The sequence below is a fragment of the Pseudomonas sp. AC112 genome, from assembly GCF_979253545.1.
Genome location: NZ_CEEDCM010000001.1, coordinates 2,588,399 through 2,613,159 on the forward strand (window position 1 = coordinate 2,588,399; position 24,761 = coordinate 2,613,159).

25 protein-coding genes are annotated in these 24,761 nt (G+C 61.4%); 16 read left to right on the forward strand and 9 right to left on the reverse strand.

The window, feature by feature from the left end; genetic code table 11:
• Nucleotides 1–89: 89 nt before the first annotated feature.
• Nucleotides 90–1,055 (forward strand): GlxA family transcriptional regulator, encoded by a 966-nt coding sequence (locus AC0IYN_RS11930; RefSeq protein WP_471841517.1) that lies wholly within the window; start codon nucleotides 90–92, stop codon nucleotides 1,053–1,055.
• On the opposite strand, the gene AC0IYN_RS11935 is transcribed toward AC0IYN_RS11930, so the two are convergent.
• Nucleotides 1,033–1,386, reverse strand: coding sequence for a carboxymuconolactone decarboxylase family protein (locus tag AC0IYN_RS11935; protein ID WP_028618364.1), 354 nt, complete (start codon nucleotides 1,384–1,386; stop codon nucleotides 1,033–1,035). The two genes, AC0IYN_RS11930 and AC0IYN_RS11935, sit on opposite strands and share 23 nt — an antisense overlap.
• A gap of 103 nt (nucleotides 1,387–1,489) precedes the next feature.
• Between AC0IYN_RS11935 and AC0IYN_RS11940 the strand changes: the two genes are divergently transcribed.
• Nucleotides 1,490–2,392: an AraC family transcriptional regulator gene (locus AC0IYN_RS11940; protein ID WP_458376073.1), complete on the forward strand. Its 903-nt coding sequence runs from the start codon at nucleotides 1,490–1,492 to the stop codon at nucleotides 2,390–2,392.
• A 130-nt stretch (nucleotides 2,393–2,522) separates the two neighbouring features.
• Here AC0IYN_RS11940 and AC0IYN_RS11945 read toward each other — a convergent pair whose 3' ends face one another.
• Both AC0IYN_RS11945 and AC0IYN_RS11950 read right to left on the reverse strand, forming a co-directional pair.
• Nucleotides 2,523–4,877, reverse strand: a complete 2,355-nt coding sequence (locus AC0IYN_RS11945; protein ID WP_471841520.1) for a penicillin acylase family protein — start codon at nucleotides 4,875–4,877, stop codon at nucleotides 2,523–2,525.
• 31 nt (nucleotides 4,878–4,908) lie between these two features.
• Nucleotides 4,909–5,484, reverse strand: coding sequence for a DUF6436 domain-containing protein (locus AC0IYN_RS11950; protein ID WP_457232628.1), 576 nt, complete (start codon nucleotides 5,482–5,484; stop codon nucleotides 4,909–4,911).
• Nucleotides 5,485–5,583: 99 nt separating this feature from the next.
• Between AC0IYN_RS11950 and bipL the strand changes: the two genes are divergently transcribed.
• Nucleotides 5,584–6,507 (forward strand): phospholipase BipL, encoded by a 924-nt coding sequence (gene bipL / locus AC0IYN_RS11955; RefSeq protein ID WP_406599794.1) that lies wholly within the window; start codon nucleotides 5,584–5,586, stop codon nucleotides 6,505–6,507.
• 44 nt (nucleotides 6,508–6,551) lie between these two features.
• On the opposite strand, the gene AC0IYN_RS11960 is transcribed toward bipL, so the two are convergent.
• Nucleotides 6,552–7,304, reverse strand: coding sequence for a DUF2059 domain-containing protein (locus AC0IYN_RS11960; RefSeq protein WP_095013917.1), 753 nt, complete (start codon nucleotides 7,302–7,304; stop codon nucleotides 6,552–6,554).
• A gap of 131 nt (nucleotides 7,305–7,435) precedes the next feature.
• On the opposite strand from AC0IYN_RS11960, the gene AC0IYN_RS11965 reads away from it, so the two are divergent.
• Nucleotides 7,436–8,068, forward strand: a complete 633-nt coding sequence (locus AC0IYN_RS11965) for a 2OG-Fe(II) oxygenase (RefSeq protein ID WP_406599802.1) — start codon at nucleotides 7,436–7,438, stop codon at nucleotides 8,066–8,068.
• Nucleotides 8,069–8,070: 2 nt separating this feature from the next.
• A complete protein-coding gene (locus AC0IYN_RS11970; RefSeq protein WP_457267995.1) occupies nucleotides 8,071–8,553 on the forward strand; it encodes a 2-thiouracil desulfurase family protein in 483 nt (160 codons plus the stop codon).
• A gap of 79 nt (nucleotides 8,554–8,632) precedes the next feature.
• Here the strand turns inward: AC0IYN_RS11970 and AC0IYN_RS11975 are convergent, their stop codons facing one another.
• Complete coding sequence (locus tag AC0IYN_RS11975) at nucleotides 8,633–9,109, reverse strand: transporter substrate-binding domain-containing protein (RefSeq protein ID WP_406599792.1); 477 nt, start codon at nucleotides 9,107–9,109, stop codon at nucleotides 8,633–8,635.
• Between the two features lie 134 nt (nucleotides 9,110–9,243).
• Between AC0IYN_RS11975 and AC0IYN_RS11980 the strand changes: the two genes are divergently transcribed.
• Entirely contained in the window at nucleotides 9,244–9,684 is a 441-nt protein-coding gene (locus tag AC0IYN_RS11980; protein ID WP_025859315.1) for a DUF4399 domain-containing protein, read from the forward strand.
• A 122-nt stretch (nucleotides 9,685–9,806) separates the two neighbouring features.
• Nucleotides 9,807–11,138, forward strand: coding sequence for an IS4 family transposase (locus AC0IYN_RS11985; RefSeq protein ID WP_471844775.1), 1,332 nt, complete (start codon nucleotides 9,807–9,809; stop codon nucleotides 11,136–11,138).
• Between the two features lie 47 nt (nucleotides 11,139–11,185).
• Here the strand turns inward: AC0IYN_RS11985 and serA are convergent, their stop codons facing one another.
• Complete coding sequence (serA, locus tag AC0IYN_RS11990) at nucleotides 11,186–12,415, reverse strand: phosphoglycerate dehydrogenase (protein WP_003195214.1); 1,230 nt, start codon at nucleotides 12,413–12,415, stop codon at nucleotides 11,186–11,188.
• Nucleotides 12,416–12,620: 205 nt separating this feature from the next.
• On the opposite strand from serA, the gene AC0IYN_RS11995 reads away from it, so the two are divergent.
• From AC0IYN_RS11995 to AC0IYN_RS12010, 4 genes are all read left to right on the forward strand, one after another.
• Nucleotides 12,621–14,015 carry an FAD-binding oxidoreductase gene (locus AC0IYN_RS11995; RefSeq protein ID WP_471841526.1) on the forward strand — a complete coding sequence of 465 codons (1,395 nt, stop codon included), beginning with the start codon at nucleotides 12,621–12,623 and terminating at the stop codon, nucleotides 14,013–14,015.
• Between the two features lie 21 nt (nucleotides 14,016–14,036).
• Entirely contained in the window at nucleotides 14,037–14,702 is a 666-nt protein-coding gene (locus AC0IYN_RS12000; protein ID WP_406600013.1) for a fumarylacetoacetate hydrolase family protein, read from the forward strand.
• A gap of 233 nt (nucleotides 14,703–14,935) precedes the next feature.
• Nucleotides 14,936–15,862, forward strand: a complete 927-nt coding sequence (locus AC0IYN_RS12005) for an SdiA-regulated domain-containing protein (RefSeq protein ID WP_099493153.1) — start codon at nucleotides 14,936–14,938, stop codon at nucleotides 15,860–15,862.
• 120 nt (nucleotides 15,863–15,982) lie between these two features.
• On the forward strand, nucleotides 15,983–16,897 hold the full coding sequence (locus AC0IYN_RS12010) for an SdiA-regulated domain-containing protein (RefSeq protein WP_406600012.1): 915 nt from the start codon (nucleotides 15,983–15,985) through the stop codon (nucleotides 16,895–16,897).
• 84 nt (nucleotides 16,898–16,981) lie between these two features.
• On the opposite strand, the gene rpiA is transcribed toward AC0IYN_RS12010, so the two are convergent.
• Nucleotides 16,982–17,653 (reverse strand): ribose-5-phosphate isomerase RpiA, encoded by a 672-nt coding sequence (gene rpiA / locus AC0IYN_RS12015; RefSeq protein ID WP_028618351.1) that lies wholly within the window; start codon nucleotides 17,651–17,653, stop codon nucleotides 16,982–16,984.
• Between the two features lie 137 nt (nucleotides 17,654–17,790).
• Here rpiA and ilvA point away from each other — a divergent pair, with 137 nt between their 5' ends.
• Genes ilvA through AC0IYN_RS12030 form a run of 3 tightly spaced genes read left to right on the forward strand, consistent with a single transcriptional unit; the run spans nucleotide 17,791 to nucleotide 20,228 of the window.
• Complete coding sequence (gene ilvA / locus AC0IYN_RS12020; RefSeq protein ID WP_457239797.1) at nucleotides 17,791–19,305, forward strand: threonine ammonia-lyase, biosynthetic; 1,515 nt, start codon at nucleotides 17,791–17,793, stop codon at nucleotides 19,303–19,305.
• A 41-nt stretch (nucleotides 19,306–19,346) separates the two neighbouring features.
• Complete coding sequence (locus AC0IYN_RS12025; RefSeq protein WP_471841528.1) at nucleotides 19,347–19,760, forward strand: DUF2269 family protein; 414 nt, start codon at nucleotides 19,347–19,349, stop codon at nucleotides 19,758–19,760.
• Nucleotides 19,761–20,228: a DUF2269 family protein gene (locus AC0IYN_RS12030; protein ID WP_406599313.1), complete on the forward strand. Its 468-nt coding sequence runs from the start codon at nucleotides 19,761–19,763 to the stop codon at nucleotides 20,226–20,228.
• A 94-nt stretch (nucleotides 20,229–20,322) separates the two neighbouring features.
• On the opposite strand, the gene AC0IYN_RS12035 is transcribed toward AC0IYN_RS12030, so the two are convergent.
• Nucleotides 20,323–20,979 (reverse strand): histidinol-phosphatase, encoded by a 657-nt coding sequence (locus AC0IYN_RS12035; RefSeq protein ID WP_406599314.1) that lies wholly within the window; start codon nucleotides 20,977–20,979, stop codon nucleotides 20,323–20,325.
• 143 nt (nucleotides 20,980–21,122) lie between these two features.
• Between AC0IYN_RS12035 and AC0IYN_RS12040 the strand changes: the two genes are divergently transcribed.
• Together AC0IYN_RS12040 and ptsP are read left to right on the forward strand one after the other, a co-directional pair.
• Nucleotides 21,123–21,602 carry an RNA pyrophosphohydrolase gene (locus AC0IYN_RS12040; protein ID WP_003176750.1) on the forward strand — a complete coding sequence of 160 codons (480 nt, stop codon included), beginning with the start codon at nucleotides 21,123–21,125 and terminating at the stop codon, nucleotides 21,600–21,602.
• A 22-nt stretch (nucleotides 21,603–21,624) separates the two neighbouring features.
• A complete protein-coding gene (ptsP, locus tag AC0IYN_RS12045) occupies nucleotides 21,625–23,904 on the forward strand; it encodes a phosphoenolpyruvate--protein phosphotransferase (protein WP_025859566.1) in 2,280 nt (759 codons plus the stop codon).
• A 92-nt stretch (nucleotides 23,905–23,996) separates the two neighbouring features.
• Here the strand turns inward: ptsP and AC0IYN_RS12050 are convergent, their stop codons facing one another.
• On the reverse strand, nucleotides 23,997–24,743 hold the full coding sequence (locus tag AC0IYN_RS12050) for an NRDE family protein (RefSeq protein ID WP_471844777.1): 747 nt from the start codon (nucleotides 24,741–24,743) through the stop codon (nucleotides 23,997–23,999).
• Nucleotides 24,744–24,761: the final 18 nt, after the last annotated feature.

Genomic DNA, 24,761 nt, shown 5'->3' on the forward strand with positions numbered 1-24,761 from the left:
TGCCGGCGATGGGGATGTCACTGGCGCTATCGCCGGCAAGCCGGCTCCTACACAATCGCGTACATCCACACAGCCGAGGTGTTTGCAGCATGGGCAAAACCGTCGCCATCCTGATCTTCCCCGGCGTCCAGTCACTGGACGTGACCGGCCCCATGGACGTGTTCTGCGAAGCCAACCGTTTTCTACCGCCGCAAGACCATTACCAATTGGACGTGATCGGCTACGGCCACGGCAACATGGCCGCTTCCAACGGCCTGTCATTGCAGGCCCACCATCACTACAGCGAAGCCCTGCGAGCCTACGACCTGCTGCTGGTCGCCGGCGGCCCGCAGTTGCCCTTCCAAGACTTCGGCGCCGAGTTCGATGACTGGCTGCGCGGCGCTACCGCCCGTGCGCAACGTTTCGGCTCGATCTGCAACGGCGCCTTCATGCTGGCCCGCGCCGGGCTGCTGGACGGGAAAACCGTCACCACCCACTGGAACGATGCCGCCGACCTGGCCCGCCTGTGCCCCACCGCCCAGGTCGAGGCCGACCGCCTCTACGTGCAGGACGGCAACCTCTACACCTCGGCCGGCGTCACGGCGGGCATCGATCTGTCGCTGTATTTGCTGGCCCAGGACCACGGCCCGGAAGTCGCGTTGAGCGTGGCCAAGCGCCTGGTGGTGTTCACCCAGCGTTCGGGCGGGCAGTCGCAGTTCAGTCCGTTCCTCACACCCCACGCCGAAACCACCTCGGCGGTGGCGCTGGTGCAGTTGTACGTGTTGGCGAACCTGACCGGGGACCTGACCATTGCCGACCTGGCCAAGGCGGCCAATATGAGCGCACGCAATTTCTCCCGGGTGTTTGCCCGTGAGGCGCGGATCACGCCAGCGGAATTTGTCGAGCGGGCGCGGGTAGACGCGGCACGAGTCATGCTCGAAAGCAGCCCCGCGCCGCTCAAGACCGTTGCCTACCAATGCGGCTTTCGCGACGCCCAGCACATGCGCAGTGTGTTCAACCGCCGGCTGGGCGTGACGCCGCAACAGTTCCGGCTTAACTTTGCGGCGCCGGTTTGAGGGTGTCGTAGGCTTCCAGTGCGCGCAACGAGTAGATGTACGCCGCGCCCGCATTCAGCGAGATCGCGGTGGCCAGGGTTGCGGCGACTTCTTCGCGAGTGGCGCCGGCCTTGATCGCCGCGTCGGCATGCACGCCGATGCAGCCGTCGCAGCGCGTGGTGATGGCCACGGCGATGGAAATCAGCTCACGGGTCTTGGCGTCGAGCACGTTGTTTTCTTCGGCGGCCTCGCCCAGCGCCATGTAGGCTTTGACCATCTTCGGGTTGCTCTTGCCCAGTGTGCCAAAGGCTTTCTTCACGGTAGGCAGCAAGTCGGACCAGTTATTGAACATTGCGGTAACTCCTGAACAGGTGTGGGTGGTGTGGAGCCAGTCTCTTCCGTTCGGGGGTGGCGTTATTGTTCAATCCGCTCATCTTTTTGACCGATGCTCGCAAATGAACTCGATCGACACGCTCATCGCGCTGGCCAACCTGCGCGGCAGTCTAGATCTACGTTGCCAATTCCAGGGGGAGTGGGCCCTGGGTCATTCACCGGAAAGCCGCGGCGTGGCGCCTTACCACATCGTGCTCAGCGGCACCTGTCGTGCCGAGTTGTCGGGAGGGCAACAAGTGACGCTGGAGGAGGGCGATATCCTGCTGATGCCCGGCGGTGCCACCCATTTGCTGCGCAGCCAGGGTGCGCAGATTCGGCCGATGCAACCGCAAGTGGTCAGCGGTGGCCTGCTCCCGGTGCATCGCCTGGGCGGCGACCGGCCGGACCTGGACATGCTCTGTGGCAGCTTCCACTACAACCGCCAGTCATTGCTGCTCGGCGCGTTGCCGGAGTACCTGGTGGTGTCCAGCCGCGAGTGGCAGGGCGACGGCCAGCTGGCGGCGTTGATCGCGTTATTGCGCAGTGAAGCGGACGGCCAGCAATTGGGCGCACGCTCCTTTATCGACGCGTTGTCGTCGGCGCTGTTCACCCTGATCCTGCGTACTTGGCTGGCCCGTCAGACACCCGTGGCCGGTACCTTCGCGTTGCTCGCCGACAAGCGCCTGAGCAAGGCCTGGCAAGCGATGCTGGCCGATCCCGGGCATGAGTGGACCATCGACAGCCTGGCCACCGCCGCGACGATGTCGCGCGCTACGTTCATGCGCGCATTTGTAAAAGTGGCGGGCGTATCACCGTGGGTGCTGCTGACTCAGTTGCGCATGGAGCTGGCCTTCAACCTGTTGCGCCAGTCGCACCTGAGCCTGCTGGATATCGCCGCCCAGGTGGGTTACCAGTCCCAGGCGGCGTTCAGCAAGAAATTCAAGGAAACCTATGGGGAGGCGCCGGGCCGGGTGCGGGCACGGTAGCCGCTGTAGCGTATATCCAATGTGGGAGCGGGCTTGCTCGCGAATGCGGTGGTTCAGTGGCGGGAATATTGACTGACACTCCGCATTCGCGAGCAAGCCCGCTCCCACAGGTTGACCGAGTTCCAGGCGCTCATCTGGCAGGTAGCAGTTTCAGTGTGCCGCGCGTATTCGCCGTCACTTCCTCATCGCTGAAATGCGCCTGCTCATAGCCGCCTTCGATGTAGGTTTCCGCCTGGTCGCCATAGTGCTTGTCGAACGGCACGCCACTTTGCCCGACCGGGTTGATGGTCAGGGCGTGGGCCACGTCGGCGAAGTCGATCAGGCGGCGGGTAGAAGGCCCGTAGGTGACGGGCCACGGCGCCGGGCCGATATTGGCGGACTGGTTGTTCGGCACTTCATGGGTGCCGGGTGCCGGGAACGGGCCGACATTGACGATCAGGTCCAACGGCTTCTGCGAGCCCAGCGGGTGGCCGTGGGTCAGGGTGTGGGCCTTGCCCCACTGCCATTGGCTCGGGTCATCACCGAAGGTGGCCTTGAGGTGCGCGAGGCTGTTGTCCCAGGCAAGCTTGACGGTTTGCGAACGCTTGCCGTCCCACCACGGCGAATCCGGCGCGGCGGCCAGGCGTGGCAGCGCGGCGTCGATCACGCGGGTGCTGAGCAGGGTCTTGAACATGCCGTCGCCGAGCTTCGGATGGAAGGCGGCATCGGCCAGGTTGAACAGGAACTGGTTGAACAGCGTGGCGCTGGTAGAGTCCAGCGGGTAATCACCTTTCCAGCTTGCAAGCTGCTCCACCAGCTTCAATTGCGCCGGGTCCGTGACCCCCTCACGCAGCACCGGCAACAGCGGCGCCAGCAGGCGCGGGCCGAAGGCGGTGGTGGTGCCCAGCTGCAAGGCCTGGCTGTTGTTTACGTCCCACTTCACGCTCTTGTCGCTCAGTTGCGCGTTGAGCTGCTGGCCACGGTCGGCCAGGTTGTAGTAACCGGGAATCTCCATGCCAGTCGGCGAGACCGGCTGGGCATTGGCCGACACCACGTAACCGCGCGCCGGGTTCTCTTCCTGCGGGTTGGCGCTGAAGGGGTAGAAGCCCAGCTTGTCGGCCTGGGCGCTGCTGCCGTCGAGGATAAACCCGGCGTTGACCCCGGCCGGACGGATCGGCAACTGCGCTGCCGCCCACCAGCCGATATCACCCTTGGCATTCGCCCATACGATGTTCAACCCAGGCGCGGACACTTTGGCTGCCGCTGCGCGTGCCTTGGCCAGGGTGTCGGCGCGGTTGAGCTGGTAGAAGCCTTCGAGGATCGGGTTCTGGGTGTCGAGGAACGCCCACCACATGGCAATCGGCGTCTTGCCGGCGTTTTCGCCCAGCACGTCATTGATGATCGGGCCGTGGGGGGATTGGCGCAGGGTCAATGTCGCCGGTGCCTGGCCCTTCACCGCAATCTGTTGCTCGGTGCTGGTCATGTCGACCCACTGGTCGTGGTACCAGACCTGGTTGGGGTTGTCCGGGTTGACCTTCTCGGCGATGAGGTCGAGGTCATCGTTCTGGAACATGGTCAGGCTCCAGCCGAAGTCCAGGTTGTGCCCCAGGAACGCCACCGGCACCAGCGCATTGTGGTAGCCGTACAGCTCAAACCCCGGCGCCGACAGCTGCGCCTCGTACCACACCGACGGCACCGAGAAACGGATATGCGGGTCACCGGCCAGCAACGGTTTGCCGCTCTTGGTGCGGTTGCCGCTGATGGCCCAGGCGTTGCTGCCTTCGAACTGTGGCAGGCCGTTGTCGGCCAGGGCCTGCTCGCTCAGCGAGGCAATGGCACCGAGGGTCTGCCAATCGCTGGCAGCCAGGTTGAGGGCGCCCTTGGGTTGCCAGTCGAGGTCGAAGACTTTCAGGTAGTCGCTGCCCAACTGGTCGCGTACGTAGGTCAGCAAAGGTTCGGTACGAAACGCGGCGGCAAAGCTGTAGGCCATGTACCCGGCAACACTGATGGTGTCTTCGGCGGTGAACGGTCGCTTGGGGATGCCCAGCGCGTCGAACTCCATCGGGCGGGCGTGGCTGTCCTGATACTGGTTGATCCCGTCCAGATAGGCCTGCAGGGCCTTCCAGTGCGCTGACTCGTGGTCCAGTTGCGCCACATAGGTGGCCGCGCGGTCGCGAATGCGCAGGCTGCGGAACAACTTGTCGGTCTCCAGTACCTTGGGCCCGAGCACCTCGGCCAGCTCGCCACGGGCCAGGCGCCGCATGATCTCCATCTGGAACAGCCGGTCCTGGGCGTGCACGTAGCCCAGGGCGCGGTACAGGTCGGTTTCGTTCTCGGCACGAATATGCGGCACCCCCCGGTCGTCGTAGCGCACCGTGACCGAGCCTTGCAGGTTGGCCAGTGTCACCGTGCCCTGGCGGGTGGGTTGCTTGCTGTAGACGTACGCGCCGGCCCCAAGGGCGACCAGTACCACCAGACCCGCGAGAACCTGCAAGACGCGCTTCATGAACATTCCTTACCAAGAGTGGGGCGGCGAGTTACGAGCCTTTTGGCCACGAACAATAGCAGCCCACCGCCAGGGTGTGCGTGGCATTCACCTCGCGTCCTGCTTCAAGGGCTTTCAAGATCGGCTCGATAAAACTGTTACTGGAGTTGCACGTGAGGCCCTCGCTGTAGGGCCCGAAATACGCGAGCTTACCGCTGCGATCCCAGATGCCCACGGCCGGGCTGGCCGGCACTTGGTCGGCGCCGGGCAGGGCGGTGAGTGTTTTCATCGTGCGCAGGTTGTCGGGCAGTTGGCCGTGGCTGCCGGGCTTTTGCAGGGCATAGAACTCGACGCCCTGGGGGGCATATTGCTCGATCAATTCGCCCAGGTGCTGCTGGTTGCCGACGTTGCAGGGGCAGGCCGGGTCCCAGAAGTGCACCAGGCGGATCGGGCCGGGGCCGGCGAGGTCGGCGGGCAGTGTTAGTGGGTCACCGGAAAACACCGCCGTGTGTTCGCTGAAGGCGCGCAGGTAGCGGCCCTGGAACCAGTCATACGCCGCCCACAGCACGCCGGCGCAGATAACCAGGATCAGGCTGGCGAACAGGGCGGTACGGTAGGGCTGTCGCATTCAGATGTATCCTCGAAGGTCGCGTAGCTTGCCATGCTTGTCCTGACAGATGAATATCGCAGCTCGATATTCATCTATGCCGCAAGTCTGGAAGCCTTTATGCCTGTTACCTTTGACCCTGATCATCTGCGCGAAAGCTTGCGGCCCCTGGTGGATGCGCAACCGCTTTCAGCCGAGGCGCGGGTCTACCAGCGTTTTTACGGTCTGGACCAGGCGGTGAGCCGTCTGGGGCGTTTCGAGGTGGAGGGTTTTGAGGTGGTGGCGCAGGTGTGGTGGCCGCCCACGCCGGTGGCGACGATGTTCCTGTTCCACGGTTTCTACGACCACATGGGGCTGTACCGCCATGTGGTGAAGTGGGCGCTGGAGCAGGGCTTCGTGGTAATCGCCTGCGATTTACCGGGGCATGGCCTGTCCAGTGGCGTGCGTGCCAGCATCGATGATTTTGCGGTGTATCAACAGGTGGTGAATGCGCTGTTCACCCAGGCGCAAGCGCTGCAACTGCCGCAACCCTGGCACCTGTTCGGGCAAAGCACCGGCGGCGCGGTGGTGGTGGATCACCTGCTCAACCATGGCGCCGACAGCCCGGCCCAGGGCAAGACTTTCCTGCTGTCACCTCTGGTGCGGCCACGGGCCTGGGGCTGGTCGCAAGTCAGCTATTACCTGTTGCGCCCGTTCGTCAAAGGCATCGCGCGGCGGTTCAGCGAAAACACCCACGATCCAGCGTTCAAGCCCTTCCTGGAAGCCGACCCGCTGCAGCCGCGCCAACTGCCGACCGCCTGGGTGGGCGCCTTGGCGCGCTGGATCAAACGCATCGAAGCCGCACCGCGTAGCCCACGTCGGCCGGTGATTGTGCAGGGTGAGGAAGATATGACGGTGGACTGGCAGCACAACCTGCAGGTGCTACGGAGCAAGTTCGACCAGCCCGACGTGTTGATGCTGCCGCGTGGCAGGCATCATCTGGCGAATGAGATTCCAGAAATTCGCCAGCAATACTTCAGCTATCTCACTCGCCACCTGACCTGACCCACCCCCACTGTAGGAGCCGGCTTGCCGGCGCCTACAAGGGGTCAGGGTGCGAGGCTTGAGGTGCTTTGGCCGACAGCCAGTCCGGCGCGAATGGCCGCAAGGGCCGCCTGGTAATACGCCTTACCCTCCGGCGACTCAGCAAACGTAGCGAATTCTTCCAGTTCCGGGTCGGACAAATCCCGATAGACGTACAGCAGCGTGTTGTTCAGGTCCTTATCGATTTGTTGCATCAGCCGCTCGCGCTGGCCATTCAACATACCCTGGGCCTGACCACCGCCCAACAGGCCGGGGATCATCTGGCTCAAGCTGTCTGCCGCCACGCCAGCAATCGCCAGGCTGACTTCCGCGCCCGCTTCACGGGCCGGCAGTGCCTGGGCCAAGTGGCCGATGATCAGGCTGCGAGTCGCGTCGGCTTCGATTTTCGGCAGGCCTTGGGCGTTTTTCGCCAATTGATCACGGCGCGTGGCGAGCAACTCGGCGGCGACAATCTTGCGGCCCAGGGGCGATTGGAAAAATGCCAGGGCCGGCTTAGGGTCCGCCAGGTTTTTGCGCAACTGTGCTTCGGCACGTTGGTCCACCGCCTGGGCAGCGAAACGTTTATTGCTGTTGTCCACCAGTGCCTGGTACACCGCTGGCGGCAGGCTGTTGCGGTAGCGTTGCTGGGCGGCACTGAGGGCGTCATTGAAATGCGCACGTTGTTCGGCCCAGCCGGCGACCTTGTACAACTGGTCATGGCCGTCTGCCCAGGCGGGCAAAACGCAGAACATCAGCAAGGAAAAAAACAAACGACGCATATGGACTCCTGTCAGTCGGCCACTATTGTCCGTGTCAGGCGTAGGATTTGTCGAGAAGTCCTATCGGTCACCTGACTAAAGTGTATTCAGACGCTCGGCGGCTCTGTCGGATTCACAGGCGTATGGATACTATGCGCGCCATGCAAATACCCCTCGATCACCCCTTGCTGCAACGTATTGTCGACGACCTGGCCGAAAAGGGCTGGTCCCGGCAGGACGGCTTCGTGCCCCAGGCTCTGACTCTGGAACTGGCGGCTGAGTGCCGTAAACGTGCGGCCGAGGGTGAACTGGCTCCGGCGGCGGTAGGGCGTGGCCCGGCCCAGGAGATTCGCGAAGGCATTCGCGGTGACCATATCCAGTGGCTGGAGGACGGTGACGCGGCGGTCTGCGACACCTATATGGCGCTGATGGACAGCCTGCGTTTGGCGATGAACCGTGGCCTGTTCCTCGGCCTCGAAGATTTCGAAAGCCATTTCGCCATGTACCCGCCGGGTGCGTTCTACCTCAAGCACCTGGACCGTTTTCGCGACGATGACCGGCGCATGGTCTCGGCGGTGATCTACTTGAATGACGCCTGGCTGCCCGAGCATGGTGGCCAGTTGCGCATGTACCTCAAGGACGGCGTCGAATACGATGTGGTGCCCACCGGCGGTTGCCTGGTGGTGTTCCTGTCGGGCGAAGTGCCCCACGAAGTCCTGCCCGCCACGCGCGAACGCCTGTCCCTCACCGGTTGGTTTCGCCGTCGGGGTAACGAGCCGTTTTAAGTATGCAAAAGATTCTGATCAGCCGCTGCCTGCTCGGGCACAAGGTGCGTTACGACGGCGGGGCCAGTGGGCCGTTCGACCAGTTGGCCGTGTGGCAGGCCGAGGGGCGTGTGGTGGCGATCTGCCCGGAAGTGTCGGGTGGTTTGCCAACCCCACGACCTGCCGCCGAGATCCCAGGCGGGCAAGGCGTGGATGTGTGGGAGGGCCGTGCCCAAGTGCTGACCGCCGAAGGCGAAAATTTCAGCGAGGCGTTCCTTGAGGGGGCGCGCCAGGCCCTGGCACTGGTGCAGCGCCATAACATCCGCATCGCCGTGCTCAAGGCCAATAGCCCGTCGTGCGGCAATCTGCTGACTTACGACGGCACCTTCAGCGGCGTGAAGGTGAGTGGCGAAGGTGTGACGGCTGCGCTGCTCAAGCAGCATGGCGTGTTGGTGTTCAGTGAGCTGGAATTGCCCGAAGCCGCCCAGGCGCTAAAAAACCTGTAGGAGCCGGCTTGCCAGCGATCGCAATCTCCCAGCCACCTGATTTGTCGCTGACTCACCGCTATCGCCGGCAAGCCGGCGCCTACAGTTCCGGTTCCAGCCATTTATCGGTCAGTGCCTTCAAGCGCCCATCCGCCTTCACGCGCTGCAATGCCTTGTCCAAACTCGCCTTGAACGCCGGATTACCCTTCTGGAACGGGATCACCAACGCCGGCTTCTCGTTATACGCCTCACTGAAATCGAACCGATCCTGCAGCTCGGCAGTCATAGCGATATGGTTGATGGCCACGTCGTACTTGCCGGTTTCCACGCCTGGCAGCAGGTCGGTGTCATCGGTGGTGATGAACGAAGGTCGCACGTCCATCTCCTTGGCCAGTTGCTCGCCCAGTTCCACTTCGAAGCCGGTGAGCTTGTCGCCTTCCTTGAAGTTGAACGGCGGAGTGTTGGCTTCGAGAGCGATGCGCAGTTCGCCACGGTCGAAGACGTCATCGATCAGCTCGGCGTGAGCCAAGGGGCTCATTAGGGGAAGCAAAAGTAACAGGCCAGGCGAAAAGCGCATGGTCACTCCTAGAGATTTTTAATGTGCGAGGCGCCGTTCAGCATCGCTTTGCTATGGTGTTGAGTGCCTTGGACAGCAATTTGTCGCGAAGTTGTCATAACCCTACAGATTTCATAGAAAAACTGGAGAAGCGAATGAACGCCTTTTTGTCCCGTGCCACCCTGGCCTCCCTGATGCTGGGTGCTTCGATGTTGGCCACTGCTGCTGACGGTATCCCGCGCAGCGCTCCACCCGCAGATGCCAAAGTATTCATCGTCTCGCCTAAAGACGGCGCGACGGTCGATAAAACCTTCACCGTCAAATTCGGCATGGAGGGCCTGAAACTGGCCCCGGCCACCAGCCAGGATCCAGGCACCGGTCACCACCATCTGCTGATCGACCAGAAAGAACTGCCTGACGCCAGCGTGCCGATCCCGGCCACCGACACCGTGATCCACTACGGCAAGGCCCAGACCGAAACCGAACTGACCCTCACCCCAGGCAAGCACACCTTGCAACTGGTGGCTGGCGACAAGCTGCACATGCAGTTCAACCCGACTGTAGCCTCGAAAGTGATCACGGTTAACGTTAAGTAAGATTTGTTCAGATGCAAAAAAGGGAGCCCCGAGGGGCTAATGCCGATCAGTTAAGCCATCTCGCTTGACCTTTGGCCGCAAGAAATCAAAATCCGATGCCTGTACTGGCATCGGATTTTTTTATGCGTCTCGCTCGGGCACTGGAACTGACCCACAACTTCGCTTCCACTCCAAACTCAATCGAGGGATTGGATTCCTTGCTCGATCCTTCTTTGGTCGAGCAGGCGCTTGAACAGGCCGGTGTGGCGACGCTGCGCAAGCGACGCTTGCCGCTGGAAATGATGCTCTGGTGCGTGATTTCCATGGCGTTCTTCCGGCGCATGTCAGCGTGGGATGTGGTCAGTCGCATGAACATCATGCTGCCGGGTCAACGCCCGTTAGTGGCCCCCAGCGCTGTAGTCCAGGCACGTCAGAGACTCGGTAGCGAAGCCGTACGACAGGTCTTCGACCTGACTCAGAAAAGTTGGCATGAAGCAGCTAACCATCCGACTTGGGCCGGTTTGCGCTTGTTGGGCGTCGACGGTGTCGTCTGGCGAACGCCTGACACCCCCGAAAATCGAGCGCGCTACGATTCGGCCAGCAACCAGCACGGCGACACCGGTTTCCCCCAGGTACGCATGGTCTGTCAGATGGAATTGACGAGTCACATGTTGATCGGCAGTGCATTTGATGGCTATCGCAGCAACGAAATGAAACTGGCCGAACAACTGATCGACACCACGCCCGATCACTCGTTGACCCTCTTCGATCGCGGCTTCTACTCCTTGGGATTGCTGCACCAATGGCAGCAAGCAGGCACCGAGCGCCATTGGCTGATGCCACTGCGCAAAGGTGCGCAGTACGAAGTTGTTCAGCGTTTGGGCCGTCAGGATGCAGTGGTCTCGTTAAGCACTTCGCCGCAGGCCCGCAAGCAATGGCCGGGACTGCCCGAGCGCCTGATTGCGCGACTGCTGAGCAAAACCGTCAAGGGCAAGGTGTGTCAGATCCTGACGTCAATGATCGACCCGCTGCGCTTCCCGTCTGATGAAATCGTCGACCTGTACAGCCAGCGATGGGAGATCGAATTGGGCTTTCGGGAGATGAAACAGACGCTGCTCAACAGCAGCTATACCTTGCGTAGCAGGACGCCCGAGATGATCGAGCAGGAACTATGGGGCGTGTTGCTGGGCTACAACCTGTTGCGCTATCAGATGGTAGAAATGAGCCGTCACTGCCAGGGTATTTACCCATGTGAAATGAGCTTTACCGCCTGTACCTGGGCAATTTTAGGGTTTATCAACAGCGTCTCGGCCGACCGCTCCGGGAACATCCCCAAATACCTGGCCGAGCTCCATGCTTCAGCGCCGCACTATGTCCTGCCTCATCGGCGAGAGGAGCGTATTTATCCCCGAGCCATCCGGCTCAAATCACCGAAGTATCCAATCAGAAATAAAAATGCCAGTCAGCTTAACTGACTGGCATTAGCCCCGAGGGGCTCCCTTTTTCATGTTGCGGCAAAACCTTAGAACAACACGCGGCTACGAATGGTGCCGTTGATGTGCTGCAGCTTCTCTTGCGCCAGGTCCGAGTACTCGGCGTCGACGTCGATCACCACGTAGCCGACCTTCTCGTTGGTCTGCAGGAACTGACCGGAGATGTTGATACCGTTTTCCGCGAAGACCTTGTTGATCTCCATCATCACGCCAGGGATGTTCTGGTGGATGTGCAGCAGACGGTGCTTGCCAGGGTGAGCCGGCAGGGCCACTTCCGGGAAGTTTACGGACGATACCGACGTACCGTTGTCGCTGTACTTGACCAGCTTCTCCGACACTTCCAGGCCAATGTTGGCCTGCGCTTCAGCGGTGGAGCCGCCGATGTGTGGGGTCAGGATCACGTTGTCCAGGCCACGCAGCGGGCTTTCGAAGATGTCGTCGTTGGAGCGCGGCTCCACCGGGAACACGTCGATGGCGGCGCCGATCAGGTGCTTGTCCTTGATCGCGTCGGCCAGGGCGTCCAGCTCGACCACGGTGCCACGGGCAGCGTTGATCAGGATGCCGCCTTTCTTGATGGCGCGGATTTCCTTCTCGCCGATCATCCACTGGGTCTCAGCGGTTTCCGGAACGTGCAGGGTCACGATGTCGGACATGCCCAACAGCTCGGTCAGGCTGGCCACTTGCGTGGCGTTGCCCAATGGCAGCTTGGTCAGGGTGTCGTAGAAGAACACCTGCATGCCCAGGCCTTCAGCCAGGACCGACAGCTGGGTACCGATCGAGCCGTAACCGACGATGCCCAGCTTCTTGCCGCGAATTTCGAAGGAGTTGGCCGCGCTTTTGATCCAGCCGCCACGGTGGCAGGAAGCGTTCTTCTCTGGAATGCCGCGCAGCAACAGGATCGCCTCGGCCAGCACCAGCTCCGCAACGGAGCGGGTGTTGGAGTACGGTGCGTTGAACACCGCGATGCCGCGCTCGCGCGCTGCGTTGAGGTCGACCTGGTTGGTGCCGATGCAGAAACAGCCGACCGCCACGAGTTTCTTGGCGTGGTCGAAGATCTCTTCAGTCAGCTGAGTGCGGGAGCGAATGCCGATAAAGTGCGCGTCGGCGATCTTTTCCTTGAGCTGGGCTTCCGGCAGAGAACTGGTGATGTACTCAATGCTGGTGTACCCGGCGGCTTTCAGAACGTCGACAGCCGATGGGTGGACGCCTTCCAGAAGAAGGAACTTGATCTTGCTCTTATCGAGAGAAGTCTTGCTCATCTGCGTAAACCTGTATCCCGGAGAAAAATGGCAGGGAATCGGATCGCTTAAGCTGACCCGGACGGCAGGAAAGCCGTCACCGCAGAAACGCCCTTGGGCTCTGTCCTGCGGGGGCGGTATGCTAGCATACGCGCCCCGCTAAACACCTATTCCTGCGACGTGAAGCGTTCTCAGGATGACCATGAATTGTTCGAGAGTTCTGTCGATGACCCATCCTGCCCTGATTGATGAGCTAAAGACCCTGGTTGAGCCCGGCAAAGTGCTGACCGATGCAGACTCCCTGGAGGCTTACGGCAAGGATTGGACCAAGCACTTCGCACCCGCGCCGACCGCCATCGTCTTCCCCAAGACCACTGAGCAGGTCCAGGCCATTGTGCGCTGGGCCAATACACACAAGGTGGCGCTGGTGCCATCGGGCGGGCGTACCGGCTTGTCCGCCGCTGCCGTGGCGGCGAATGGCGAGGTGGTGGTGTCGTTCGACTATATGAACCAGATCCTCGACGTGAACCTCACCGACCGCACCGCCGTGTGCCAGCCGGGCGTGGTCACCAAGCAATTGCAGAACGTCGCCGAAGAGAAAGGCCTGTACTACCCGGTGGACTTCGCATCGTCCGGTTCCAGCCAGATTGGCGGCAATATCGGTACCAATGCCGGCGGGATCAAGGTGATTCGCTACGGCATGACCCGCAACTGGGTGGCCGGCATGAAGGTTGTCACCGGCAAGGGCGACGTACTCGAGCTGAACCGCGACCTGATCAAGAACGCCACCGGCTACGACATGCGTCAGCTGTTTATCGGCGCCGAGGGCACGTTGGGCTTTGTGGTCGAAGCCACCATGCGCCTGGACCGTGCGCCGAAAAACCTCACCGCGATGGTGCTGGGCACCACCGACTTTGATTCGATCATGCCGGTATTGCACGCGTTCCAAAACAAACTGGACCTGACCGCCTTCGAATTCTTCTCCGACAAGGCACTGGCCAAGGTCATGGGGCGAGGCGACGTGCCGGCACCGTTCGACACCGAGTGCCCGTTCTACGCGCTGCTGGAATTCGAAGCCACCACCGAAGAAGTCGCCAACCACGCGCTGGAAACCTTCGAACACTGCGTGGAGCAAGGTTGGGTGCTGGACGGCGTGATGAGCCAGAGCGAAACCCAACTGCACAACCTGTGGAAACTGCGCGAATACATCTCCGAGACTATTTCCCACTGGACCCCGTATAAGAACGACATCTCGGTGACTGTCTCCAAAGTGCCGGCGTTCTTGAAGGAAATTGACGCGATCGTCGGCGAACATTACCCGGACTTCGAAATCGTCTGGTTCGGCCACATCGGTGACGGCAACCTGCACTTGAACATCCTCAAGCCGGAAAACCTGAGCAAGGATGAGTTCTTCGCCAAGTGCGCCACCGTGAACAAGTGGGTGTTTGAAACCGTTGAGAAGTACAACGGTTCGATCTCCGCCGAACACGGCGTGGGCATGACCAAGCGTGACTACCTGACCTACAGCCGCTCGCCGGTTGAAATCGAATACATGAAGGCCGTCAAAGCCGTGTTCGACCCGAACGGGATCATGAACCCTGGCAAGATCTTCGCTGTTTAATCGCCCTGAAGGAGTCGTTCCATGAGCTACCAGCACAAGTATGTCGACGGCACCAACATCCACTTCCCGGTCGGTAAAGTGGTGTGTATCGGGCGTAACTACGCCGAGCATGCCAAGGAACTGGACAACCCAGTGCCCACCGAGCCGCTGCTGTTCATCAAGCCGGGCAGTTGCGTGGTGCCGCTGGAAGGCGGTTTCAGCATTCCGACCGAGCGCGGTTCGGTGCACTACGAGGCAGAAATCGCGGTATTGATCGGCAAACCGCTGTCGACCAAGCCCAGCCGCGAAGAAGTGCTCGACGCCATCTCCGGCTTCGCCCCAGCCCTGGACCTGACGCTGCGCGACAAACAGGCAGAGCTGAAAGCCAAGGGCCTGCCGTGGGAAATCGCCAAGTCCTTTGACGGTGCGGCGGTGATTGCACCATTCGTCGTGGGCAGCACCTTTGCCGACGTCACCGACATCGGCATTCGCCTGAGCATCAATGGCGAAGTGCGCCAGGACGGCAACAGCGCGCAGATGCTCAACCCGATCATCCCGATGATCCAGCACATGGCCGGCTGCTTCTCGCTGCAAGCGGGCGATGTGATCCTCACCGGCACCCCGGCGGGCGTAGGCCCATTGAATGTCGGTGATGAGCTGGTGCTGGAACTGTCGAACGTGAGCCGTTTCGACAGCAGCGTGCGCTGAACCTGCGCTTGTAGGAGCCGGCTTGCCGGCGATGGCATCGACTCGGTGTGACTGACATACCGGGTTGATGCCATCGCGGGCAAGCCCGGCTCCCACAGGGTCTTGTGTGCGCCTGAAGTTTCCAATTTTTTGCATTTTTTTCACACGCCATCCGGATAATCCTCAGCCTCCAGCGCGCGGGCCCTGTGTTCCTGTGCTATCACCTAACGCTGACTTTCCGGAAAAAGCGCCCAATGGCCGTGCCTCTGCCCTCCGCTACACCCAAGCCGCGTTCCCGTTTTGCCTTGCGCTGGTACTCCTGGCTGTTTCTGGTCGGGGCCATTGTGTATGGCATTGCCTGGGCCATGCACTGGGATGATCGCGGCGCGCTGTGGGTGCTGGAACGCTTTGAGACGCCTGCCGAACGCCAGGAGAGCGTGTGGCTGCCGGACTACCGTGCAGTCATCGATGGCAAGCTTTTGCCGGGAATGGAAAAGGACGAAGCTTCCGACGTCTCCTACAACCCGCAGACCAAAACCCTGTTTTCGGTGATGGGCAAAAACCCGTTTCTTGTCGAGCTGAGCCTGCAGGGCGATGTGCTGCGCAAGATGCCGCTCAACGGCTGGGACAATCCGGAAGGCGTATCCGTGATGGAAAACGGCCTGCTGGCAGTGGTCGACGAACGCCAGCACACGTTGACCATCGTCAAGGTCGACGCCAGTACCACCCAGCTGAACAAGGCGGATTTCACCAGCTATGACCTGGGCCCTTCAAAGGACCAGAACAAGGCCTTCGAAGCCATCACCTGGGACAAACGCAACCAGCAGCTGGTACTCGGCGAAGAGCGCCCGCCCGCGCTGTTTACCTGGAAAAGCGACGGTGGCCAGACCCTGGCGGGCGATAAACAGAAGCTGGCCAGCAAAGAGTTGGACATGCGCAATCTCTCCGCCCTGGCGGTAGACCCGCGCACCGGGCACTTGCTGGTGCTCTCGGCCGACTCCCATTTGCTGCTGGAGCTGGACGAGAAGGGCGAGCAAGTCAGCTTCATGACCCTGCTCGGCGGATTCAACGGCCTCAAAAACACCATTCCGCGAGCCGAAGGGGTGACCATGGACGAGGCTGGCACCTTGTACATCGTCAGCGAGCCCAACCTGTTCTATCGTTTCGAAAAGCAGAAATAGCACACCGATTACGTCGGATATGTCTCTATGTGCGGCATTCGCCAGACATCCGGGCGCGTTTAAGTTTAAATTCAGACGGGCGTGATATTCATTCGCCACTTTTGACTTTGAGCCCGCCCGATGCGACGACTAGCCCGCCCCAAACCCCTCTTCTTTATGCTGGTGCTGATCGCCCTGGTCAGCGCCGGGGCCGTTGCGCAGCACTTCCGCCTCTTCGAGCGCGCCTGGTTCAACTGGCAGGCCTGGCGCCAGCCGGCGGACGAGCGCTCCATTGGCCTTGCGGATTACCGGGTGACGCTGGAAGCCCAGGTCATCGACGGGCTTGATGACGATGTCTCGGCCCTGACCTACGACCCGGTGCGCAAAAGCCTGTTTACCGTCACCAACAAGAACGCCGAATTGATCGAGCTGTCCCTGGAGGGCAAGATCCTACGGCGTATTCCGTTGGTGGGGTTTGGTGATGCCGAAGCCGTGGAGTTCATCAGTGACAACATTTATGTCATCAGCGATGAGCGCCAGCAGCGGCTGATCAAAGTGCATGTGGACGACGACACCCAATTCCTCGACGCCGCCGATGCGGAGCAAATGACCCTGGGCCTGCACGTGGGTGGCAACAAGGGTTTTGAAGGCCTGGCCTATGACTCGGTGGGCAAGCGCCTGTTCGTGGCCAAGGAGCGCGACCCGATGCTGATCTACGAGGTCCACGGTTTTCCCCACTTCAAGCCGGAAAAAACCTATTCGGTGCACGTGATCAACAACCCCAAGCGTGATGCCGGATTGTTTGTGCGTGATCTGTCGAGCCTGCAATACGACGAGCGCAGCGGCCATTTGCTGGCGCTGTCGGACGAGTCGTTCCTGGTGCTGGAACTGGATATCGACGGTCGCCCGTTGAGCAGTCTGTCACTGCTGAACGGGCGCCATGGCCTGAAAAAGCGGGTGCCTCAGGCCGAAGGGATCGCCATGGATGACGAGGGCACGTTGTACCTCGTCAGCGAGCCGAACCTGTTCTACGTCTTTAAGAAAACCAATCCCTGAATGCCCCTTGTAGGAGCCGGCTTGCCGGCGATGGCGATGTTGAAGACGGCATCGCCGGCAAGCCGGCTCCTACAGGGAAGGGTGTCAGGCCTTGAGGGTTTTGACGCCTTCGGCAGTGCCCAGCAGCAGTACATCGGCCGGGCGCGCGGCGAACAGGCCGTTGGTGACCACGCCGACGATCGCGTTGATCTGTGTCTCCAACTCAACCGGGTTAGTGATCTGCATGTTGAACACGTCGAGGATGATGTTGCCGTTGTCGGTCAATACGCCTTCGCGGTACACCGGGTCACCGCCCAGTTTCACCAGCTCGCGGGCCACGTGGCTGCGGGCCATCGGGATCACTTCCACGGGCAGCGGGAATGCGCCGAGTACCGGCACCAGCTTGCTGGCGTCGGCGATGCAGATGAAGGTCTTGGCCACGGCGGCGACGATCTTCTCGCGGGTCAGGGCTGCGCCGCCGCCCTTGATCAGGTTCAGGTGCTCGTCGCTTTCATCGGCGCCGTCGACGTAGAACTCCAGGTCGCTCACGGTGTTGAGCTCATACACCGGAATGCCGTGGCCCTTGAGGCGCGCAGCGGTGGCTTCGGAGCTGGCCACGGCGCCATCGAACGCGCCCTTGTGCTGGGCGAGCGCATCGATAAAGCAGTTGGCGGTGGAGCCGGTGCCGACACCGACGATGCTCTTGTCGTCGAGTTTAGGAAGGATTAAATCGACGGCGGCCTGGGCCACTGCCTGTTTGAGTTGATCCTGGGTCATGCGGGCTCCGGAACGGGCGGGGAGTTATCGAGGGGCGCGAGTATAACGCAACAAAACCTCTGGATTCGTGTGGTCGCCCGCCCAAACGCTGGGTTAGACTCCTTGGCCCTGCCCAACCCGCCCAGTGATATCCGCCGATGCTTGAACAGTACGTCAAAAAGATCCTCACCTCGCGCGTTTACGACGTTGCCGTAGAAACCCCGTTGCAGACCGCCCGCCAGCTCTCCGAACGGCTGGGCAACAAGGTCTGGCTCAAGCGTGAAGACTTGCAGCCGGTGTTCTCGTTCAAGATTCGCGGCGCCTATAACAAGCTGACCCAACTGACTGCCGAAGAGCGTGCGCGCGGCGTGGTCACGGCGTCGGCCGGCAACCATGCCCAGGGCCTGGCCCTGGCGGCCAAGGTGCTGGGGGTCAAGGCCACTATCGTGATGCCCAAGACCACCCCCGAGATCAAGGTCGAAGGCGTGCGCTCGCGTGGCGGCAAGGTGGTGCTGCATGGCGATTCCTTCCCCGAAGCCCTGGCCTACTCGCTAAAACTGGTCGACGAAAAAGGCTACGTCTACATCCACCCATACGACGATCCGCACACCATTGCCGGGCAGGGCACCGTGGCGATGGAAATCCTGCGCCAGCATCCAGGGCCGCTGGACGCGATCTTCGTACCGGTGGGCGGCGGCGGCCTGATCGCCGGTATCGCGGCGTACGTAAAATACCTGCGCCCGGAGATCAAGGTCATCGGTGTCGAGCCGGACGACTCCAACTGCCTGCAAGCCGCCATGGCTGCGGGCGAGCGCGTGGTATTGCCGGCCGTGGGCATCTTTGCCGATGGCGTGGCGGTGGCGCAGATCGGCCAGCACACCTTCGACATCTGCAAGGACTATGTGGATGAAGTGATCACCGTGAGCACCGATGAAATCTGTGCGGCGATCAAGGACATCTACGACGACACCCGTTCCATCACCGAGCCGGCGGGAGCCCTGGGTGTGGCGGGCATCAAGAAATACGTGGAGACCCGTGGCGTGACCGGGCAGACCCTGGTGGCCATCGACTCCGGTGCCAACGTCAACTTTGACCGCTTGCGCCATGTGGCCGAGCGCGCCGAACTGGGTGAAGGTCGCGAAGCCATCATCGCCGTGACCATTCCCGAAAAGCCCGGCAGCTTCAAGGCGTTCTGCGAGGCCGTGGGCAAGCGCCAGATCACCGAATTCAACTACCGCTACCACTCCGGCAGCGAGGCGCACATCTTTGTGGGCGTGCAAACCCACCCGGACAACGATCCGCGCAGTGCACTGATCGCCAGCCTTACCAGCCAGGGTTTCCCGGTGTTGGACCTGACCGAGAATGAACTGGCCAAATTGCACATCCGTCATATGGTCGGCGGGCACGCAGCCAAGGTCAGCGACGAAGTGGTGTTGCGTTTCGAATTCCCGGAGCGTCCGGGTGCCTTGTTCAACTTTCTTAACAAATTGGGCGGGCGCTGGAACATCTCGATGTTCCACTATCGCAACCACGGCGCAGCAGACGGCCGTGTGGTCGCCGGCCTGCAAGTGCCGGCGGATGAGCGCCACCTGGTGCCGGCAGCCCTGGAAGCCATTGGCTACCCGTACTGGGATGAAAGCGATAACCCGGCCTACAAACTGTTCCTCGGTTGAGCGACTACGCTGATGGGGGCGGCCTTTAAGGAAGACGACACATGGAAACCCTGACAACCCTGAAAGTTATCCACATAACAGCCACTGTGTTGCTGCTGCTCAGCGGCCTGGGGCTGGCGTTGCTGGCCTGGCGCAAACGCAGCGCCGGCCCGGCGGTGACCGTGCAGCGCCCGTGGGCATTCGTCTGGTTGTTGATGGGCATTTGCGTGGTGAGCATGCCGTTTACCGGCTGGTGGCTGGTCCATCTGATCGGCTGGCCGCTGGGGCAGACCTGGATCCTGGGGTCCAGCATCCTCTATACCGTGGCGGCGCTGGCGTGGTTCTGGCTGGTGGCGCGGCTTAATCGCCTGCGCAAAGGCGAGGGCGGTAGCCTGAACTTCACGTTGGTGCTGGCGGTGGTCAGCCTGGTGGGGTTTGTGGCGATTGCCGGGCTGATGGGTGCCAAGCCCGTCTAGATGAGCGCTTACCTGCTGCTGAAAACCCTGCATATCCTCTCGTCGACCCTCCTGTTCGGGCTGGGCGCGGGCTCGGCGTACTACGCGTTGCGCGCCTGGCGCACCGGCAAGGTGGAAGTGATCGCGGTGACCTTCAAGCACCTGGTGTTCGCCGACTGGGCGTTTACCGCGACCACGGCGGTGTTCCAGCCGCTGAGCGGGCTCGGCTTGATGCATCTGGCGGGGTGGTCGTTGCAGCAGAGTTGGCTGCAGTGGACGTTCGGTCTGTATGTGCTGGCGGGTATCTGCTGGCTGCCGGTGGTGTGGTTGCAGATTCGCGTGCACCAGATGGCCGAGCAGGCGTTGCTGGAGGGCACGGCGATGCCGATCAAGGCTGCGACCTATATGCGCTGGTGGTTTGGCCTGGGGTGGCCGGCGTTCCTGGCGTTTATGGCGATTTTCTATTTGATGGTGGCCAAGCCGATGTAGGGCTTGGGACTGTGTTGCCTTTATCGCCGGCAAGCCGTGTCCTGCAAGGAGAGCGTATTCCAATGCAGGAGCCGGCTTGCCGGCGATGGCATGTTCAGCTTCGCAACGTAATCACCGGCCAGCCGCGCTTCTCGGCCTCGGCGCGCAGATTCGGGTCCGGATCCACCGCCACCGGGTGGGTCACCTGCTCCAGCAGCGGCAGGTCGTTCATCGAGTCACTGTAGAAGTAGCTGTCTTCGAGGGTGTAGCCGGTTTCATCCAGCCAACGGTTAAGGCGTGTCACCTTGCCTTCGCGGAAGCACGGTACGTCGGTGCTGCGCCCGGTGTAGCGGCCGTTTTCCATCTCGCACTCGGTGGCGATCAGGGTTTCCACGCCCAGGCGTGCGGCAATCGGAGCGGTGACAAAACGGTTGGTGGCGGTGATGATCACCAGCTTGTCACCGGCGGCGCGGTGCTTGGCCAGCAGCTCAATCGCCAGCGGCAGCATGATCGGCTCGATGCAGTCGCGCATGTAGTCGTTGTGCCACTCATCCAATTGGGCCATCTCGGTGCGGCCGAGGATTTCCAGGCAAAAGTTCAGGTAGGCGGCGTTGTCGAGCTTTCCGGCCAGGTAATCCTGGTAGAACTCGTCGTTGCGGGCCTTGTAGGCCACCGGGTCGAGAATCCCGCGCTCGCACAGGTAATCGCCCCAGGCGTGGTCGCTGTCACCGCCGAGGAGGGTGTTGTCCAAGTCGAATAAAGCCAGGCGCATTGCAGTTACTCGCTGAAAAGTCTGTAAAAAGGCGTCCAGAATACGGTCTTTTCACAAGAGTGCACATAAGGTAAGAAGCCTCGTTGCCGCTTCATCAACCTTTGTGGAACAATGCGGCGACATGCGTTTGCGAGGTTGTTGCCGTGATCGACCCCGATGGTTTCCGTCCTAATGTCGGGATTATTCTTACGAATGATGCCGGACAGGTGCTATGGGCTCGCCGAATCAACCAAGATGCCTGGCAGTTTCCTCAAGGTGGAATCAACCCCGACGAAACCCCTGAAGACGCCTTGTACCGTGAGTTGAACGAAGAAGTCGGCCTTGAGCGCGAAGATGTACAAATTCTGGCCTGTACCCGTGGCTGGTTGCGCTATCGTTTGCCGCAACGCCTGGTGCGTACCCACAGCCAACCGCTGTGCATCGGCCAGAAGCAGAAATGGTTTCTCCTGCGCCTGATCTCCAACGAGCAGCGGGTGCGGATGGATTTGACCGGTAAACCGGAGTTCGATGGCTGGCGCTGGGTCAGCTATTGGTACCCGTTGGGCCAGGTGGTGACATTCAAGCGCGAGGTTTATCGTCGCGCTCTCAAAGAGCTTGCCCCGCGCCTTTTAGCGCGCGACTGACGACGGAGTTCGACCCCGAGCCATGCTCAATACGCTGCGCAAGATCGTCCAGGAAGTTAACTCCGCCAAGGATCTCAAGGCGGCGTTGGGGATTATTGTGTTGCGCGTCAAGGAAGCCATGGGCAGCCAGGTCTGCTCGGTTTACCTGCTGGACCCCGAGACCAACCGTTTTGTGCTGATGGCCACGGAGGGCTTGAACAAGCGCTCCATCGGCAAGGTCAGCATGGCGCCCAATGAAGGTCTGGTGGGCCTGGTGGGGACGCGTGAAGAACCCCTGAACCTTGAAAACGCGGCCGATCACCCGCGTTATCGCTACTTTGCCGAAACCGGTGAAGAGCGTTACGCCTCGTTCCTCGGCGCACCGATCATTCACCACCGCCGCGTTGTCGGCGTGTTGGTCATCCAGCAAAAAGAGCGCCGCCAGTTCGACGAAGGTGAAGAAGCCTTCCTCGTGACCATGAGCGCGCAGCTCGCCGGGGTTATCGCCCACGCCGAAGCCACCGGCTCGATTCGCGGCCTTGGGCGCCAGGGCAAGGGCATCCAGGAAGCCAAGTTCGTCGGCGTACCGGGTTCGCCGGGCGCGGCGGTCGGTACCGCCGTGGTCATGCTGCCGCCGGCCGACCTCGACGTAGTGCCGGACAAGACCGTCGATGATATCGACGCTGAAATCAAATTGTTCAAGACCGCCCTGGAAGGCGTGCGCGCGGACATGCGCAACCTGTCGACCAAGCTGGCCACACAACTGCGCCCCGAAGAGCGTGCGCTGTTCGACGTGTACCAGATGATGCTCGACGACGCGTCGCTGGGTAATGAAGTCAAGACCGTGATCAAGACCGGCCAGTGGGCCCAGGGTGCGCTGCGCCAAGTGGTCACCGATCACGTCAACCGTTTCGAATTGATGGATGACGCCTACCTGCGCGAACGCGCCTCGGACGTGCGTGACCTCGGTCGCCGTCTGCTGGCCTACCTGCAGGAAGACCGCACCACCAACCTGGTCTACCCCGACAACACCATCCTGATCAGTGAAGAACTGACCGCCACCATGCTCGGCGAAGTGCCCGAAGGCAAGCTGGTCGGCCTGGTGTCGGTACTGGGTTCGGGCAACTCCCACGTCGCGATCCTGGCCCGGGCCATGGGCATCCCGACCGTGATGGGCCTGGTGGACCTGCCGTATTCCAAAGTGGATGGCATCGACATGATCGTCGATGGCCATCGTGGTGAAGTGTTCACCAACCCCAGCGAAGTACTGCGCAAGCAATACGCCGAAGTGGTCGAGGAAGAGAAGCAACTGGCGCTGGGCCTCGATTCATTGCGCGAGCTGCCGTGCGTGACCACCGACGGCCACCGTGTGCCGTTGCTGGTGAATACCGGCCTGCTCGCCGATGTGGCCCGCGCGCAACAGCGCGGCGCCGAAGGGGTGGGGCTGTACCGCACCGAAGTGCCGTTCATGATCAACCAGCGTTTTCCGAGTGAGAAGGAGCAGCTGGCGATTTATCGCGAGCAACTGCAAGCCTTCCACCCGTTGCCGGTGACCATGCGCAGCCTGGACATTGGCGGCGACAAGTCACTGTCGTATTTCCCGATTAAAGAGGACAACCCGTTCCTCGGCTGGCGTGGTATCCGCGTCACCCTCGACCACCCAGAAATCTTCCTCGTACAAACCCGCGCCATGCTCAAGGCCAGTGAGGGCCTGAACAACCTGCGCATCCTGCTGCCGATGATCTCCGGTACCCATGAGCTGGAAGAGGCGTTGCATCTTATCCACCGCGCCTGGGGCGAAGTACGCGACGAAGGCGCCGACGTACCGATGCCGCCGATTGGCGTGATGATCGAAATCCCGGCAGCGGTGTACCAGGCCAAGGAGCTGGCGCGGCAGGTGGACTTCCTGTCGGTGGGCTCCAACGACCTGACCCAATACCTGTTGGCCGTGGACCGTAACAACCCACGGGTGGCCGACCTTTACGACTACCTGCACCCGGCGGTTCTGCAAGCACTGCAACATGTGGTGCGCGACGCCCATGCCGAAGGCAAGCCGGTGAGCATCTGCGGTGAAATGGCCGGCGACCCGGCGGCGGCGGTGCTGTTGATGGCGATGGGCTTTGACAGCCTGTCGATGAACGCCACCAACTTGCCGAAGGTGAAGTGGATGCTGCGCCAGGTTGAACTGAGCATGGCCAAGGACCTGCTGGCGGAGTTGATGACCATCGACAACCCGCAAGTTATCCACAGCTCGTTGCAATTGGCCCTGAAAAACCTGGGGCTGACGCGGATGATCAACCCGGCTTCGGCGAAAACCCTCTAGACCGAGGCCATCGCCGGCAAGCCGGCTCCTACATTGGAATGCATTCCATTGTAGGAGCTGGCTTGCCAGCGATGGCGCCAGCCCAAACACCGCTAAATCCTCAGTTCTACCTCACCAAGCCGCCCACCATGCGGCCCGAAACTACGTTCCACCATCCGCCGCGTCCCGTCGGCATTCACGATCAGCGCCGTACTCGCTCGTGTCCCATAACTTGGGCTGGCGATAAACACGCTGGATAAAAGGCTTTCCGTCGCCAAGCCCACTCCGGTATCTGGCAGGTCTGCAAACGGCGCCGTTTGAGGATCACTCAAAATCCCCAACAAGGCTTCCGGCTGTGGATCATCCAATACCGCGCTCAACGCCGTCTTGGCTTTGAGCAACTTTGGCCACGGCGTATCCAGCCCGGCGTTGGACAGCCCATACACCCCAGCTTCCAATCGCGTCGGCTCGGTGTGATTGGCGTTGTAATGCCAAAGCTCATCCCGTGTACCCAGCAGCAGGTTAAACCCGGCATATTCAATCGAACGGCCATTAACGTCGGCTAAATAGTCCTCAATCGGCAGGGAACCGTTTAGAAAACGCGCCACCAGCTCGCCACGCGACTTACGAGCCGGCGGCTGGTGCGGGTCACGGATATTGGTGAGGGCAGCAAAGCGCCCATCGGCATTCACCCCCAGCCACGTGCCGCCTGCTTCCTGATCGCGACCGGCGTAGACGTCGGGCGCATCCGGCCATTGGGCCAGCGGCAGGCTGGGGCGGGCGTAGAATTCATCGCGGTTGGCCGCGACGATCAACGGCTGGGCGTGGCCCGGCCGCCAGGCGAAAACAATCAGGCACATCAGGCGATTCCCTTTTGT

What these genes read in the sequence shown, in the direction of transcription:
- AC0IYN_RS12005 (WP_099493153.1), top strand. Translation starts at nt 14,936, where the DNA reads ATGGCCGTGCCTCTGCCCTCCGCTACACCCAAGCCGCGTTCCCGTTTT.
- AC0IYN_RS11975 (WP_406599792.1), bottom strand. Translation starts at nt 9,109, where the DNA reads ATGCGCTTTTCGCCTGGCCTGTTACTTTTGCTTCCCCTAATGAGCCCC.
- ptsP (WP_025859566.1), top strand. Translation starts at nt 21,625, where the DNA reads ATGCTCAATACGCTGCGCAAGATCGTCCAGGAAGTTAACTCCGCCAAG.
- AC0IYN_RS11960 (WP_095013917.1), bottom strand. Translation starts at nt 7,304, where the DNA reads ATGCGTCGTTTGTTTTTTTCCTTGCTGATGTTCTGCGTTTTGCCCGCC.
- AC0IYN_RS11940 (WP_458376073.1), top strand. Translation starts at nt 1,490, where the DNA reads ATGAACTCGATCGACACGCTCATCGCGCTGGCCAACCTGCGCGGCAGT.
- AC0IYN_RS11970 (WP_457267995.1), top strand. Translation starts at nt 8,071, where the DNA reads ATGCAAAAGATTCTGATCAGCCGCTGCCTGCTCGGGCACAAGGTGCGT.
- AC0IYN_RS11980 (WP_025859315.1), top strand. Translation starts at nt 9,244, where the DNA reads ATGAACGCCTTTTTGTCCCGTGCCACCCTGGCCTCCCTGATGCTGGGT.
- AC0IYN_RS12000 (WP_406600013.1), top strand. Translation starts at nt 14,037, where the DNA reads ATGAGCTACCAGCACAAGTATGTCGACGGCACCAACATCCACTTCCCG.
- AC0IYN_RS11935 (WP_028618364.1), bottom strand. Translation starts at nt 1,386, where the DNA reads ATGTTCAATAACTGGTCCGACTTGCTGCCTACCGTGAAGAAAGCCTTT.
- AC0IYN_RS12030 (WP_406599313.1), top strand. Translation starts at nt 19,761, where the DNA reads ATGAGCGCTTACCTGCTGCTGAAAACCCTGCATATCCTCTCGTCGACC.
- ilvA (WP_457239797.1), top strand. Translation starts at nt 17,791, where the DNA reads ATGCTTGAACAGTACGTCAAAAAGATCCTCACCTCGCGCGTTTACGAC.
- rpiA (WP_028618351.1), bottom strand. Translation starts at nt 17,653, where the DNA reads ATGACCCAGGATCAACTCAAACAGGCAGTGGCCCAGGCCGCCGTCGAT.
- AC0IYN_RS11985 (WP_471844775.1), top strand. Translation starts at nt 9,807, where the DNA reads ATGCGTCTCGCTCGGGCACTGGAACTGACCCACAACTTCGCTTCCACT.
- AC0IYN_RS12010 (WP_406600012.1), top strand. Translation starts at nt 15,983, where the DNA reads ATGCGACGACTAGCCCGCCCCAAACCCCTCTTCTTTATGCTGGTGCTG.
- AC0IYN_RS12025 (WP_471841528.1), top strand. Translation starts at nt 19,347, where the DNA reads ATGGAAACCCTGACAACCCTGAAAGTTATCCACATAACAGCCACTGTG.
- AC0IYN_RS12050 (WP_471844777.1), bottom strand. Translation starts at nt 24,743, where the DNA reads ATGTGCCTGATTGTTTTCGCCTGGCGGCCGGGCCACGCCCAGCCGTTG.
- AC0IYN_RS11930 (WP_471841517.1), top strand. Translation starts at nt 90, where the DNA reads ATGGGCAAAACCGTCGCCATCCTGATCTTCCCCGGCGTCCAGTCACTG.
- AC0IYN_RS12035 (WP_406599314.1), bottom strand. Translation starts at nt 20,979, where the DNA reads ATGCGCCTGGCTTTATTCGACTTGGACAACACCCTCCTCGGCGGTGAC.
- serA (WP_003195214.1), bottom strand. Translation starts at nt 12,415, where the DNA reads ATGAGCAAGACTTCTCTCGATAAGAGCAAGATCAAGTTCCTTCTTCTG.
- AC0IYN_RS11945 (WP_471841520.1), bottom strand. Translation starts at nt 4,877, where the DNA reads ATGAAGCGCGTCTTGCAGGTTCTCGCGGGTCTGGTGGTACTGGTCGCC.
- bipL (WP_406599794.1), top strand. Translation starts at nt 5,584, where the DNA reads ATGCCTGTTACCTTTGACCCTGATCATCTGCGCGAAAGCTTGCGGCCC.
- AC0IYN_RS11995 (WP_471841526.1), top strand. Translation starts at nt 12,621, where the DNA reads ATGACCCATCCTGCCCTGATTGATGAGCTAAAGACCCTGGTTGAGCCC.
- AC0IYN_RS11950 (WP_457232628.1), bottom strand. Translation starts at nt 5,484, where the DNA reads ATGCGACAGCCCTACCGTACCGCCCTGTTCGCCAGCCTGATCCTGGTT.
- AC0IYN_RS11965 (WP_406599802.1), top strand. Translation starts at nt 7,436, where the DNA reads ATGCGCGCCATGCAAATACCCCTCGATCACCCCTTGCTGCAACGTATT.